Source organism: Pedobacter caeni (assembly GCF_900129215.1).
GTDB classification, from domain to species: domain Bacteria; phylum Bacteroidota; class Bacteroidia; order Sphingobacteriales; family Sphingobacteriaceae; genus Pedobacter; species Pedobacter caeni.
This window is the reverse complement of record NZ_FQUQ01000001.1, coordinates 320,928-335,789: the sequence shown is the minus strand read 5'-3', so window position 1 is coordinate 335,789 and position 14,862 is coordinate 320,928. Positions and strand designations below refer to the sequence as shown.

At 39.5% G+C, this 14,862-nt stretch carries 11 protein-coding genes; 5 read left to right on the top strand and 6 right to left on the bottom strand.

Going from position 1 to position 14,862, the window contains the following annotated elements:
* Positions 1-49 precede the first annotated feature (49 nt).
* A complete protein-coding gene (locus tag BUC20_RS01270; RefSeq protein ID WP_073226395.1) occupies positions 50-1,693 on the bottom strand; it encodes a P-loop ATPase, Sll1717 family in 1,644 nt (547 codons plus the stop codon).
* A 180-nt stretch (positions 1,694-1,873) separates the two neighbouring features.
* Here BUC20_RS01270 and BUC20_RS01265 point away from each other — a divergent pair, with 180 nt between their 5' ends.
* The 5 genes from BUC20_RS01265 to BUC20_RS01245 all read left to right on the top strand — a co-directional run bounded on the left by BUC20_RS01265 (position 1,874) and on the right by BUC20_RS01245 (position 10,024).
* Positions 1,874-2,416: an RNA polymerase sigma-70 factor gene (locus BUC20_RS01265; protein WP_073226393.1), complete on the top strand. Its 543-nt coding sequence runs from the start codon at positions 1,874-1,876 to the stop codon at positions 2,414-2,416.
* Positions 2,417-2,524: 108 nt separating this feature from the next.
* Positions 2,525-3,703 (top strand): FecR family protein, encoded by a 1,179-nt coding sequence (locus BUC20_RS01260; RefSeq protein WP_073226392.1) that lies wholly within the window; start codon positions 2,525-2,527, stop codon positions 3,701-3,703.
* A gap of 225 nt (positions 3,704-3,928) precedes the next feature.
* On the top strand, positions 3,929-7,429 hold the full coding sequence (locus BUC20_RS01255) for a SusC/RagA family TonB-linked outer membrane protein (RefSeq protein WP_084528436.1): 3,501 nt from the start codon (positions 3,929-3,931) through the stop codon (positions 7,427-7,429).
* An 11-nt stretch (positions 7,430-7,440) separates the two neighbouring features.
* The gene (locus tag BUC20_RS01250; protein ID WP_073226387.1) at positions 7,441-8,853 is read left to right on the top strand and encodes a RagB/SusD family nutrient uptake outer membrane protein; all 1,413 of its coding nucleotides are present in this window, start codon (positions 7,441-7,443) and stop codon (positions 8,851-8,853) included.
* A 28-nt stretch (positions 8,854-8,881) separates the two neighbouring features.
* Positions 8,882-10,024 carry a TlpA disulfide reductase family protein gene (locus BUC20_RS01245; RefSeq protein WP_073226384.1) on the top strand — a complete coding sequence of 381 codons (1,143 nt, stop codon included), beginning with the start codon at positions 8,882-8,884 and terminating at the stop codon, positions 10,022-10,024.
* Positions 10,025-10,102: 78 nt separating this feature from the next.
* Here the strand turns inward: BUC20_RS01245 and BUC20_RS01240 are convergent, their stop codons facing one another.
* The 5 genes from BUC20_RS01240 to BUC20_RS01220 all read right to left on the bottom strand — a co-directional run bounded on the left by BUC20_RS01240 (position 10,103) and on the right by BUC20_RS01220 (position 14,757).
* On the bottom strand, positions 10,103-10,813 hold the full coding sequence (locus BUC20_RS01240; protein ID WP_073226382.1) for a DUF1266 domain-containing protein: 711 nt from the start codon (positions 10,811-10,813) through the stop codon (positions 10,103-10,105).
* A gap of 6 nt (positions 10,814-10,819) precedes the next feature.
* Positions 10,820-11,455 carry a 6TM ABC transporter family protein gene (locus tag BUC20_RS01235; protein WP_234994423.1) on the bottom strand — a complete coding sequence of 212 codons (636 nt, stop codon included), beginning with the start codon at positions 11,453-11,455 and terminating at the stop codon, positions 10,820-10,822.
* Positions 11,456-11,535: 80 nt separating this feature from the next.
* Positions 11,536-11,985, bottom strand: a complete 450-nt coding sequence (locus tag BUC20_RS01230; protein WP_143166656.1) for a hypothetical protein — start codon at positions 11,983-11,985, stop codon at positions 11,536-11,538.
* Positions 11,986-12,125: 140 nt separating this feature from the next.
* Entirely contained in the window at positions 12,126-14,039 is a 1,914-nt protein-coding gene (locus BUC20_RS01225; protein ID WP_073226373.1) for a sensor histidine kinase, read from the bottom strand.
* The gene (locus BUC20_RS01220) at positions 14,032-14,757 is read right to left on the bottom strand and encodes a LytR/AlgR family response regulator transcription factor (RefSeq protein ID WP_073226371.1); all 726 of its coding nucleotides are present in this window, start codon (positions 14,755-14,757) and stop codon (positions 14,032-14,034) included. Before BUC20_RS01220 ends, BUC20_RS01225 begins: the two co-directional genes overlap by 8 nt.
* Positions 14,758-14,862 lie beyond the last annotated feature (105 nt).

Genomic DNA, 14,862 nt, shown 5'->3' with positions numbered 1-14,862 from the left:
GCACCCTAAATGGTCAATCAAAGCTAAAGAATCTGTAAGTAACTCTTATTTAATAGGAGTCGGGAGCAAGTTCTTTAACATTAATTTTTAAAGCAGAATAAAATGCCTTATGTACATATATCTTGGAATTGGGAATAATGTCATGTACGTCTAGGTCAATATTCTTTTCATAGAAAAATTGTATTGGAAATTCTGAGTCTTTTTTAATACCTATCACACCAAAATTGTAGAGCATAAACAACACATTTTTCACAAAATCTTGGAATTTAAGGTGTCCTTTTTGCCATTGAACAACCCACGTTTTTAGATCTCCATTAAATACATTTTTTGGATTTTCTTCAAAATAAACTTCACTAAAATCGTCTTCTTTCAGGTTTCTTACATTAAATCCATTATGTTTAGAATAAAGGAATTTAAAAATCTTTCGAATTTCACCATAGTTCTCTCCCCATTCATCTTCTAAAGCTTGAAGTCTATCAATTGAATAATCTATTTCAGCTCTCTTTAAGATATCGAGAGTAAAATTGGATTTATTGTCTGCATTCTCTATAGCATGATTCACATAAGATATTACGTCTCTTGGTCGATAAAAGGTTCTTTCTAACATATATGTAAAACCATCGATTCCTTTTGAATAGGTTTTTTCAAATACGGTTTTTATGTCTAGGTTTTCTGTCAAAAGAAAGAAACGTTTATTTAAGAATTCTTTCAATTCTAAGGCACTCCAAGAAAGATCAGCATATAATGGTTTAAACTTTTCACGTTGACCACCTTTATGATTCTTACCAGAGAAAATCAATTGATACAGGTTATCTCTCAAGGAAATAATAATTTTCACCCCCTTGAAAATTTGAAACTCTTTTATTACTTCAATCATAGCGCCTATGAGTTCATATCTCATATCTGTGGCAAGCCACTCTTTATCTAAATCATCTATTATTATAAAATGCTTCTGTTGGTGATCAATAAATAATTCTTCTTGAAGAATTTTTATAATCTCATGTATATCATTCGCTAATGCTTCCGTAATAATGTGCTCTGCTTTAGTTTTAACTTCAGTAACAATCCTAGTTTGGTCATCAACATTTGAACTTACTTTGCCATTAAAATAATTGAGATCTATTCCAAATTCCTTTTCAAACTTTTTTTGAACAATATTTTCTATCTCCTTAATTCTTCTTTCTGTATCTACCCAAAACTCCTCACTCCATTTTTGAAAGTATTCCAGAGCCTTTGTCCTTTTAGGATTCTGTTTCCTTTCCCACTTTTCTTTAAGTGATTTGAACCAATTATCATTTTTCTTTTTATCATATGAAAAGTATAATCTTAACAACTCAATTACAAAAACATGTTTCCAAAGTATTTTGTAAAAAAAATTTAGATTTACATCATTAGCCTTAAAATAATTTAACAATGTTGAATTAGAAAGAAACCTGAGAGACATTGCTTCAGGTTCAATTCGAACAACTCTTTCCTGATGTAATTCAATGTGTTTAAGGATTGCTGATTTACCACTTCCTGTCCTCCCTATCAGTATTGATCTCTGGCTTAACATGTCAGTCAGAGCTACTAATGCGTCTTTCTCAACGAATACCGTTTCCAGCATATGATCGGTTTCGGCATCTGGAGAACCAATTTCTTGGTATTTTTTGAATCTAAACTTATCGGTGGTTTTACTTTTCTTATTAGCCATTTGAGAGCTTAATTTGATTTACAAATTATAATTTGATTAAATATGAGAAAAGATTACTATAAATTGAAAGAATAAAACATTAATCATTTAATTCATATACATCTGACCTTATAAAGGTCGTCTTTAAAATCTCCAACCCATATCCTTAATTCTCCGCAAGTATATTTATATATTTGGCATATGGTGGGGGAAGATCGGGGCGCACTCAACATTGATGATTTTGAAGTATTATTTCGCAAGAATCATAAATTCTTGTGCATGATTGCTATGGACTACGTCCACGATCAATTCATTGCTGAAGATCTCGTACAAGAATTCTTTATCAACTACTGGCAAAGACGAGACCTCATAAACCTTACCACAAGCTTTGAAGCCTACGCCCGTAGAGCAGTAAAATATAAAAGCATCGACTACCTTCGAAAAACCGCCATTGCTGAAAAGCGAAACACTGAACTAATCATCCTTGAAGAACAACAAGTAATCTTAGACGAAGAAGAAGACCAGGAACTTCAACACCAACGCTATATAAAAATCATCGAGATGATCCAGTCTCTACCACCCGATCGCAGAAAGGTTTTTATGCTCCATGCTATGGACAAACTCAGTTATGCCCAGATCGCAGAGAAACAAAACATTTCCCTCAACACCGTAAAAACCCAACTAAAAAGAGCATATAACGCATTAAGGACCAAAACCTTTGGTTTACTTATGGGTATCCTGTAAATAAAAATCATTTTTACCAACTCATAATCAATCTATTACAACATAATCACATCTTTTTTAAGACCTGCTGTCACCCATCTCCTACTTTCTTACGACACTGTACTGATTATGGATAATAAACTCACACCATTTGGCTCGGATTGGGATAAAGTTTTGGAGAAGCTGGAGGCAAATAAAGCCGCTGGGCTGGAACTCAATGCTGAAGAAGAAAACCTGTTAAAAGAACTTCAAGAGATCAGAACCGATGCTGCGCAAGCTCTAAAAGTTTACATTGATTTCGATACCGATAAAAAGTGGGCTAAACTCAAACAACAAATACAACCAGAAGAAACCGATAAAAACTCCAAGAAGAAAAGGCAACCGATAAAACTATGGCTAAGGATTTCGGCAGCTGCAGCAGCAATGTTTATCATTGTTGGCATCGGACTCGTGCTTCAAAAAGAAAATCAGAACGTAAAAAATGTCTTCCATAACGACATTCCGGCTGGCATAGCCTCTGCAACACTCACCCTGGACAACGGTAAAAAAATCATCCTATCTAACGACAACAGTGGACAACTCGCCTCAGAATCAGGAATCCTGATCAGCAAATCAGCCGACGGCGAAGTAATCTACAGCATAAAAAATCAAACAGAAAACGCCGCAAATAAAACCCATACCCTATCTACCGTAAACGGGCAGACCTACAGACTCCAACTCCCCGATCAAAGTAAAGTATGGTTAAACGCCGCTTCTTCCATAAAATTCCCTGCATCTTTTGCCGGACTAAAAAACCGGAAAGTAGAACTAACCGGAGAAGCTTACTTTGAAATCTCAAAAGACAAAGACCACCCTTTTATCGTAAAAACAGACCAACAGGAAGTACAGGTTCTGGGAACTCATTTCAACATCAATAGCTACGAAGACAAACAAAACACCACTACTACCCTACTCGAAGGAAGTGTAAAAATCACCAATGAACATCAAAAACAACAATTACTGAAACCAGGAGAAACAGCAATCGTAAGCAACACAGCGAACATCCTTGTTTCTCCGGCCGACATCAAATCGTCTATGGCCTGGAAAAACGGAGACTTCCGTTTCAACGAAGAGCGAATCGACGAAATCATGTTAAAAATCAGCCGCTGGTACGATATTGAAATCACCTACCATGGCCCTATTTCTAAAGAAAAATTCAGTGGAAAAATCTCCCGCAATAAAAACATTAGTGAAGTATTAAACATGCTCAGCTATTCCAATGCCGTTAATTTTATAGTTGAAGGAAGGAGGGTGACTGTAATGCAATAAAAACTTACCTAAACTTTCAAAGCAGACCAGGAAATAAACACCAGTCCGACGCCAATCGAACTGGTATAAAATGAGGTCAGCTATCAACAGAATTGTCAACTAACCGCTAAAGGCCGCGATCTCGAAAATACAAGGCCAATAGCTTCAACCAACCTACAACAAATGTACAAAAATTGCACTCATCTGCGATGCCGTCCGCACGCGCAGTATAAATTATGGAGAATCATGAAGCTGACCACTTTTCTCTTATTTGCATTGATCATGCAAGTTAGTGCCGGAACCTATGCACAAAAGATCACCCTCTCTGCAAAAAATGCAGAGCTGTTCACGATTTTCGATCGGATCAGCGACCAAAGTGGATATGATTTTATTGTCATCTATTCTCTATTGAAAGATGCAAATAAAGTAAACATCAACGTAAAGAATGCGGAGTTGAAAGATGTGCTGGAGCAGATCTTCAAAGACCAGCCACTCGAATTCAGCATCAACAACAAAACGGTGCTGATCCGGAAAAAGGAACGCAGTTTCGTGGAGGAACTGATCCATCGATTTCAGGAAATTGAAGTAAGAGGAAAAATCCTTGATGAGCGCAACCTTCCCCTTCCTGGCGCAACCGTAAAAGTCAAAGGAACAAAAAAGCAGGTGCTCAGCAATCAGAACGGTGAATTTAGTCTGAGTAACGTCGACGATAAGGCGGTACTTGTGATTTCCTACCTGGGTTACCAACCCAAAGAAATTGCTGTTCAGGAGAACCTGGGCACCATCAACCTGACGGAACAAACCGGACAACTGGAAGAAGTGACCGTATCAACAGGATACCAGACACTACCCAAAGAACGCGTTACCGGTGCATTCTCCAGCATCCCTGCAAAGAAACTCGAGCAACAGCGCCTAAGCAGTATCGGCTCTTTACTGGAGGGCAGGATCGCAGGATATAACAATGGCCTGATCAGGGGAACTACCTCTATGAAGGGGGTTACCAATCCTTTATACGTGGTTGATGGCTTCCCTGTAGAGAACACAAAATACAACACCAATGGCTCAATTATCGAAAATGTACCAGGATTAAATCTGGAAGATATCGAAAACATCACAGTATTAAAAGATGCGGCAGCGGCCTCTATCTATGGTGCAAGAGCAGCAAACGGAGTAGTGATCATCGTAACCAAAAAGCCTAAAAAAGGCAAACCTCAGATCTCTGCATCGAGTACAATTACGCTTTCGGCCAATTCCGTATATACCGATAACCTGACCAGTTCGGCAGATATTGTGAGCCTGGAAAAAGAATGGGAAAGCAATAACCCAAAGCTAAAAGCTGCGAATTCAGCAGCTTATGCCGCCAACGTATTGATCAATGCAGGTTACCAGAGTCAGGGCATCAAGGCCATCCTTGCAAAATATGCCGGAACATTAACCCAGGCGCAACTGGATGCCAAGTTAAATCAGCTGGCTTCATCTGGTTATCAATATTATGATGACATGGAAAAATACAGCAAGCGCAGCCCTTTCTATCAGCAGTACAATGTGAGCGTTGGCAGCGCTTCCGAAAGCAACTCTTTTTATTCCTCACTCACGTATCGCAACAACAAGTCCGAAGACATATACACCAAAGACGAAAGCCTTGGTTTAAACATCAATAATACCACAAAAATCAATAAATGGTTGACACTGGAACTCAGCAACTATCTATCCTATAACGATGCTACACAGCAAAATTACAATACCCGGGCTCCGCAGTATGCCTACCTGCCTTACGACCGTTTAAAAAATGAGGATGGCACTAACTTCAGTTCTACCGCTGCCTCCCGCCTTAGCGCAAATACCATGTCACTGATCAATTCCAATGGCCTTTACAACATGGACATTACCGCATTGGATGAGCAGAGCCTTAACCTGGGCAGGTTGAAAAGCTTCAGCAACAGGTCTTTCATTAAATTAAACGCAGACATTACCAAATGGTTGTCTTACCGCTCTACTTTTCAATACGAGTTTGGTTCAGATCGTTTCAACAGGATGTACGACAAAAACTCTTTCTACGTGAGAGACCTCGTAAATGGCTTTGCCGGAAAAGTTGCAGGAGGACCGGTAACTTTTAACATGCCTTATGGAAACATCAATTACGACCAGGACAGCTTTAGTTCTGCCTATAACTTCCGTCAGCAATTAAATGTCGACAAAACATTTGGCGATAAACATAACCTGACGGCCATCGTAGGTACGGAAATCAGAGATACAAAACTGGAATTCGAAGATCAGTACCTGTATAACTACGATCCGAAAGTCTTGTCCTTCGACCTAATCAATGCCAAAGCTTTGGCAGCCGTACCGGGCGCAATCCTTGGCGGCAAATCTTTTTCGAACAGCAATATTGCCAGTCAGCGTGAAAATGTCAACAGGTTTGTATCTGTATATGCAAACGCAGGTTATGCCTACGACAGCAAATACCTGGTTACAGGAAGTTTGCGTTGGGACCGTTCCAACTTATGGGGCACCAATTCTAAATACCAGAATAAACCGCTTTGGTCTGTCGGTGCAGGATGGAACATTTACAAGGAGTCCTTCTTTAATGCCGAATGGGTAGATCTTTTGAAATTAAGGGTTTCTCATGGTATTGGTGGAAACATTGCTAAAGATGCAGCACCTTACATGACCGCCTATTACAACAGCAATAATAATGTAGGTGGTTTACAGGGAACCATAGGTAACCGTCCAAATCCCCTCTTATCCTGGGAGAAAACAACAACCAACAACATCGGTGCAGATTTTGCCATTTTTAAGAACCGCATCAGCGGATCCTTGGATTACTATCACAAACAAGGTAAAGACCTCCTGGCAAGCACCATGGGTGTGCCTACAGAAGGATTTGGTTTCAACACCTATTCCATTAACAATGGCGAAATGACCAATAAGGGAATCGAACTGTCCATCTCTGCTGATGTGATCCGGAGTAAAGATTTCACCTGGAATACCAACATTTTGTATGCCCGTAACAAAAACAAAGTGACCTATGTAAATGTCGAGGCTCCGGTCTATTATTTACAGCTGGACTACCCACAGGCTTATCCACGAATCGGAAATCCTTACAATGCCATTTATAGCTACCGTTGGGCAGGATTAAGTGCAGACGGTTTGCCACAAGTGTACAATGAGAAAGGGGAAAAAGTATTGAATTCACCAGCTACCTTAGGTTCTATTGTATACAGCGGTTCAACCGTTCCTACTTATAGTGGTGCCTTTAACAACCTGTTTGAGTATAAAAATTTCTCTCTTTCATTTTTGCTAACCTTTGAAGGCGGACATAAGATGAGAAACACCTTCCTGCCGGTATTGGGAAGCGCTTACAATGGTGCTCTTGGAGGTTATGTTACTCAAATCACTGCGGTGAATAAAGAGATTACCGACAGGTGGAAAACTCCTGGCGATGAGAGCAGAACCGATATTCCAAGATTGGTGTTTGCAGAAGATCCTGCCTATAACAGCCAGAGTGCGGAGATCTACCAGAAATCAGACATCAATGTAATCGATGCGGCAAACATCCGCCTTAGAAACGTCTCCCTCGCCTATCGCTTACCAAAAAACATCCTCAGAAAAGCGAATCTTGAAAACCTAAGGTTTCAGTTCAATGTAGAGAACGCATTCACGATTGCGAAAAGCAAAGAAGCTAAGTATTTATTGAATGGATACCGCCCGGCAAATTATGTATGGGGTGTTTATCTTAATTTTTAAAGCAAGAAGAGATGAAAAAAATATTATCAAATACACTAAAAATCTCAGCACTGATACTATTAGTTAGTTTTAGCAGCTGCAAGAAATTCCTGGAAATAGTGCCTAAAGGGCAAAAAACACCAACTACACTGGCCGATTACGAAGCCCTGATTCGTGATGAATATGGAAATCAGCGTATGACAATTACGCAGGCGATCCTGTTGATGAACGATAAGTTCGAAACCACGGCAAACCTGAATTATTACCCTTTGTATTCGGTCAATTATTTCTGGAATGAAAATACAGACCGGATCCCGATTAGCGGTAGTGATGAGGGGCCTTATTACAGTCCCTATACCGGAATATCAACAAGTAACCTCTTAATTGAGCACGTTCCTGCGGCTACTGAGGGCTCAGATGCAGATAAAGCACAACTGATTGCACAGGCAAAAGTGTTAAGGGCGGTCAACTATTATCTACTGGTTAACTATTATGCAGATCCTTATGAAGCCGCTAATGCAGCAGCTAAGCTATCTGTACCATTAATTCAAAGTGCAGACATCAATGCGCCACACACTCAGGTAAGCATCAAAGATTTGTACGCCTTTATGTTGAAAGACATTGACGAAGCGATTCCAAACCTTCGTGCCACCAGCGCGACACCACTACATCCGAATTTAGGCGCAGCCCATGCACTTAAAGCGCGTATACTCCTCACCATGGGGCAGTATGAAGAAGCACTCAGCGCTGCAAATGAAGCATTGAAGTATAACGATAAACTGTTCGACTGGCCACAGTTTTATGCCACTTACAAAACCCAGATTGAAGAACCGGACAAATACACCAATGCACCGTCACCAATGGGTTTTGATTTTGTAGAGAATTATTATTTCCGTCATGGCGCCAGTAATTCCTCAGGACGGGAATCTGCATTGAGAACGGATCGTGCTCCTAAATTTGAAACCGGCGATGCCAGATTCGCTTCACGCTGGAAACTGAGAACGGTTGCCGCAGACACCTATTACACCAGCATCACCATTGGTTTTTATAACTATGGAGGGCTGACCACCACTGAGGTGTATCTGATTAAAGCAGAATGTCAGGCTCGTTTGAACGATGTTCCCGGTGCAATGAACACCTTAAATGCCGTACGTATCAAAAGGATCTTTGCTCAAAATTACGTACCACTATCGGCGTCAGGCACCGTTGAGGCCGTTAAGCTGATTCAGCGTACAAAAGCAAATGAGCTGATCAACAGCATTACCACCTTTGCCGATCGACGTCGTCTGAATAAAGATCCCAACTATGCGACTACACTCACAAAAACAGAAAACGGTCAGAACTATACACTCTCTCCTACTTCTCATTTGTGGACAATGCCTATCCCACTGGGAGCCATTAAAAACCCGGGCAACGGTACCATCACACAGAATGTAAACAAATAAGAATCACCTTAATTAAAAGATAAACAATATGAAAACCAACATAAAGAAAACATTGACCATACTGCCTCTTGTAACAGCAATCATCTGTTCAGGCGCACAAAGTTTCGCTCAAAATGGCAAATACCTTTTGAAGGGAAATATCGCTAAAGCAACAGGCAAGATCTATCTGGAGCATGAGTTGAATGGCAATCCGGTAAAGCTGGATTCCACAAATGTGACCAATGGAGAATTTGTATTTAAAGGAACAGTTAAATCTCCTGGCTTTTACAGCCTGAGTAACAAAGGGCTGAAATACCCGATTCAGTTTATCCTGGAGAATTCTGCAATTACGGTTACAAAAACAGCTGATAGCCTAGCGATGGCTCAGATCAAAGGATCAGCGGCTCAGGATGTGTATATGGGGTTTTATACCGGCCCATGGAAAGAAATTACGGCAACAGCAGGTGGCATTTATGGAAAGCTGGATAAAGCGGAAAAGGCAGCAAAAGCAGCCGGAACGAAAGTGGATTCACTGACACGGGCTGGAATTGATAAGGAATTTGCAGACCTGGATACAAAAAACCAATTGGCAGTGAAAGATTACATCAGCAAGCATCCTTCCTCTGCTGGTGCTGCAGCGGTTATTTATGATCGCTTTATTGGCTATCCTAATTTTCCTGTAGCCAGGGAATTATTTGCCGGTTTAACGAAAGAAGCCCAGCAATCTTCCATCGGTATGATGATCACCAAATCATTGGCTATTGATGCAAAAACGGCTAAAGGCAAGCTGGCTCCGGCGATCCGCATGACTGATAAAGATGGCAAGATCGTTCAGCTTTCTGATTTTAAAGGCAAGTATGTGCTGATCGACTTCTGGGCCAGCTGGTGTGGTCCTTGCAGAAAAGAGAATCCTAACGTGGTTGCGGCTTATAAAAAATACCATGATAAAGGATTTGAAATTCTGGGCATCTCCCTGGATTCTAAAAAAGACGCATGGCTGAAAGCAATTGAAGCAGACGGATTATCCTGGACACATGTTTCAGAATTGAAAGGATGGCAAAATACAGCGGCTACAGAATACGGTGTAAAAGCAGTCCCTGCGAGTTTCCTAATCGATCCAAATGGTAAAGTGGTAGGAAAAGATTTAAGAGGCGAAGAGCTGAATAAAACTTTAGCCCAATTGTTCAAATAAAAAACAACCACATAAAGCAAAACAACGCCTCATCAATAAAATGATGGGGCGTTTAAGCGCTGCTCTTTTTATAGCTGATCACAATGCTTTATTCTTCAAGGGGCTTTTATCATCGTTTAACAAAGTATCTGCAATGGAGATCATGCCGTCATTATTGGCCCCACCCCAAATCGATCTGCCAAAAATATAGCTTATGGTATATTCTCTCCAGGTGCCGCAGTACTTCTTTAAAGCAGTATGCGTTTTACTTAAATAATCTTTAAGTTCTTCTTCCGAAAGATGACCTAGTTCAAAACAGCAACGGGCTAAAAATGCGGCCCTGCCAAGATTCCAACCGCTGTCTTTTATCTTTTTAAGTTCAGAAAAATGGCTGATTACATTTTCTTCTATCAGCTCTGGGACGGTGTTGCCTAAACTTCTGTATAGATCTATATAATATTCAAAAGCACCTTCATCGGTTGGCAGATTTGCTTTTAAAAGCGCTTCATAATTGCTTTCATCTTCTAAAGCTTTGTACACAAAATCTACGTATTCGTCTTCGTTTCTGTGGAGCAGGTCTGTCAATATTTTCAGGGCATCATCTCTATCATAAACGTCCCAATATTCTTCTACCAATTTTTTGATAGTAGATACACTAAGTCCTGTTTCGTAAGAGTTTAAGTATGCCGATTGTTGTTCGGCATACATGGAACTTACGAGTATACAATCTAAATCATAGCCGTTCAATCCATTTTTGTTCATGCTCAATTCTTTGAATAGCGCATTGAAAACCTTAAAAAAGTTGCTCATAATTGTTTAGCTTGTTTTTAAATTGCTAAACCTACTTTGCAAAATGTCCACAAGTTTCTCGCCTACTACCTGGTATTTGGCTCGGGTAGCCAGTTGTTTTTTCATATCTAACATATCGGCAGGACCAGGTCTGTAATTTACCCTGTCGTGAATTTCGAGGGATAAAGAACTGCCATCAATGTTAAATGTAATGAGATGCACTTTAGGTAGATATTCTTCGGCAGCTTGTGAATATATCCCCAATTGCAATTTTAATACACCTGAGTATTGCAGGCTGGCAGCGGCTATTCTAAAGGTGTCAAAAATAATATGTTCGTCTAAATCGCCCTCTGTATTGGTACTTAAAAAATGTAATTCTTTGCCGCTTAATACCCAAAAACAATCCGTTTCTACCCTGCGTAGTCTTAGCCCAATGGCAGATAATGCGATGTTTTTCATGCCATCGCTCACCATTTCCTGTAATTTATTACTGGTAGATTGCGGTATGGATGCCCCTGTAAAAGCATCAATAGGTTTGTCTTTCATCCATTGCTTTAGCTCCGGAAAATCTTCATTTAACAGCTCTTGTTTGTAAATATCATATCTGCTGCGTTCCTGTTCTAAATTGATTTCGGATTTTGCGCTACTGTGCTGAGCGTTCATATACACCATGTAGCACACACCAGCAATTAATACAATTACGGGGATTAAATATAGAGGATTCATAATTAGGATTAGGAATGTTAAATTTTGACAGGTTTTACCTCTTTATCTTTTGAAGGGATCATTCCATAAACAATTATACCTGCAATGATTAAGAACACCAGTTTTCCGCCGATTTTTTTCCAAAAAGACAAGGGGCTTCCTGCAGTTTCTATATCGATATTATGTTTTTCCTTTAATATTTTGGCCATTTGTGCATCAACTTCTAAATAGCTTGTGTTGCTCTCATCGCTCAACACATATTTTCCATCACCATTCCAAAGAGACATCCAAAGCGCTCCGTATTGTTTGTACATATAGGCTACGTTTACATTTTTACCCATCAGTTTTGCAATCTCCGAATCTTTGGGTAATTCCTGCACAGTTTCTATGGATTCGCAGGGAAGACAAATAGGGATTTTTGCTTTTGCAGATACTAAACTCAGGCTTGCAAACGCAATACATGCAGTTAAAATAATTGTTTTCATCATATCTCTTTTTTGTTTCAAATAAAAGAAATAAAATCTAGGGTGGACAAGGCGATAAAGAAGTGCTGGCTTTCGGTTAACGAGCGCTACACTTAGGCTAAGTAATTTTTTTTTGTGAAATTAAATTCCCGCAGGTGCTTTGGTTAAACCGGAATCCGTAAAGTGACAATTGTACCAGGAGCATCCACCCGGGAATTCATTGACAGGCTGGCCTCTCCTAAACCTTCAGTTTGTAAATGCTGAATTCGTTCTGTTACAATTTGGGTGGCACGCGAAGTATGGGTCGGCTTATCAGTGGTATCCAAACCAACGCCATTGTCGTTAATGATGATCTTTAAAACCTCCTTGTTAATGGCCATTGATACGTGTATATGACCTTTATAACTGATGTTTTTAAATCCATGTAAAATAGAATTCTCTATAAATGGCTGAAGCAACATTGCCGGAATCTCTATTTCATCAAACATACTGGCAACCTCATGGTCCAATTCAAATACATAGTCGAATTTGCCTGGCATCCTCATTTGCTGCAGCTTTAAATAGTTTTCCAGAAAGTCCACTTCAGATTTCAAGTCAATATTTCGTTGATTACCTGCCGTTAGTTTCTCTCGCATCAAAACGGAAAAATGATCCAGGTAAGTGAGTGTCTCCTGAGTTTTCTCTTGCCGGACCAAAGCACGGATACTCGCTAAGCAATTGAAAATAAAATGAGGGTCCATTTGGCTCCGCAACAACCTTTGTTCCAATTCAAGTTTGATATTAAGATCTGAAACCTGCTTATTTTCGGTAATGAGTTTTTTTCTCCTTCGGTCTAAAAACAGTAATAATATTATCGCAAATAGCAATCCTGAAAAAAGGATAATCACCGCCAACCAGAGCCTGTTCAACTCCAATTGTCCCGTTATCTTACCTATGTTTTTGTTTAATGCACCAATTTGTTGGTCTTTTTGCACTGTTTTATAGAGCGAAGATATTTCGTTTGCTGCTTTTCGGTTTTCATTTTCTTCTCTCTCGTTCTTTTTTTGAACATACTCTTCAAATGACGATTGTGCCTTTTTATTATCGCCACGAACGATAGCAAACGCGATCTTATTTTCCAGATACATCAGGTAATTATCTGCATCAGATTGGCTTAACCGCTTGGTAACTTCACGCTCTGCCACACGTGCTTTTGACAATTGATGCTTGTTTACATAAATGCCCAATAGATTGTTGTAGGCCATAAAAGCATTGGAGGTATCTGCTTTATAGGCTTTTAATTGATAGTAAAGGGCAGAATCTAATGCTTTACCCTCGTAAAATATTTTTGCTTTTGATATATAATAATTGTAATCTATACGGGCAAGTTTGGTTTTCTTTTTTATTTCTGTGGCCTGATTTAAATAGAATCGAACGGAGTCATTAGCCATTCCTTTTTGATCTAAATACCCTAGTGAAAGCAATAAATTCGCGGATATAGACAAGTCTTTTGCCAGCATACTGGTATCTTTTTTCAAAAGAAAGAGCATTTTCCTGGCAAATCTATTAGATAAATCCTGTCTGTTATTGAAACTGTTTAGTTGTGATGCCCATAATAAAATAAAACCGGAAGATTTTGGAAAACTGAGCTTCAAATTGCCTGCATCAATAAGATATGCCGCTTGTGTGTAGTAATAAGTTGCCGCATAATATTGCGCTTTTTTTTGCTCAAGATAGCCCATCCAATAGAAATTGGTAGCTGCCTGGGCTCCATTTTTTTCCGACAAAGGCAATATATTTAAAGCTTTTTTGGCCACTTCAAACGAAGCAGAGTCTTGTTTATTTTTAAGTAAGCAATAGCTGAGGTAAAAATAAGCACGGCTAAGTATGGAGCTATCCGTTTGATTTTCTTTTATTAATTGTTGTAGTTGTGGTATTGCTTTTTTAGGCTGTTTACTTAGTCTGATCTGCTCAGATAAGCTATCCAGTAACTGGCCTTGATTTACTCGCGGAGAGGAAGGCCCCCCGCAGCTGATAAATAGGCTAATGATTAGCCAAACAGAGATTAGGCAGGAGATCTTCAAGGGTTTATTATGCATTATTAACTGTCATTTTTTGCATCAATAAATCTTTCTTACGGGTAGATACAGGCACTTGTATACCACCTTGTAAAAAAACAAAGCCATCATGATGGTACGAAATAATAAAGTTTAGACAAATCAGAAAAGATTTATGAATTCTCAGAAACAGACCTTCCGGCAACAAGGTTTCATATTCTTTGAGTGTTGTACTTGTTGTAATTTCTCTGCCATCAAGTAAAAAGAAGGTCGTATAGCCACCATCTCCCTTACAATATAGAATATCCGAATGGCGCACAAAATATGTTTCATTAAGGGTTTTCAATACCAACATTGTCGATTGCTTATCGAAGAGGATTTCCTTTTGTACCGCATGCAGGACATTAGGTCGCAAGCTGGCTTTATCGAGGGCATCATACAATTCCTTTTCCTTTACAGGCTTCAATAGATAATCCAATGTCCCCGCCTTGATGGCACGTAGTGCATAATGCTCATAGGCAGTTACAAAAATTACCGAAAAAGGTGTTGAAGGAAGACGCTCCAATATCTCAAAACTCTGGCCATCAGAAAGTTCTATATCCATCAATATAATATCCGGAGCCGCAGATGGGATGAGTAGTAATGCTTCTTTTACCGAGCCGCAGGTCCCTACGATACCATCACGAGTCCGCGCACTAACTAATTGTATCAGTTCTTCCCGTATTTCCGCTTCGTCTTCGACGATAAAAATTTTAGCCATTTCGTGCAAAAAAAATAAAAATAGGCATTTATATACAAAGCTAACCTGCTTTATTGTTAATCACTTTAGTAACAGAGGAATGTGTTTTAGCTGAGCCTTCATGAA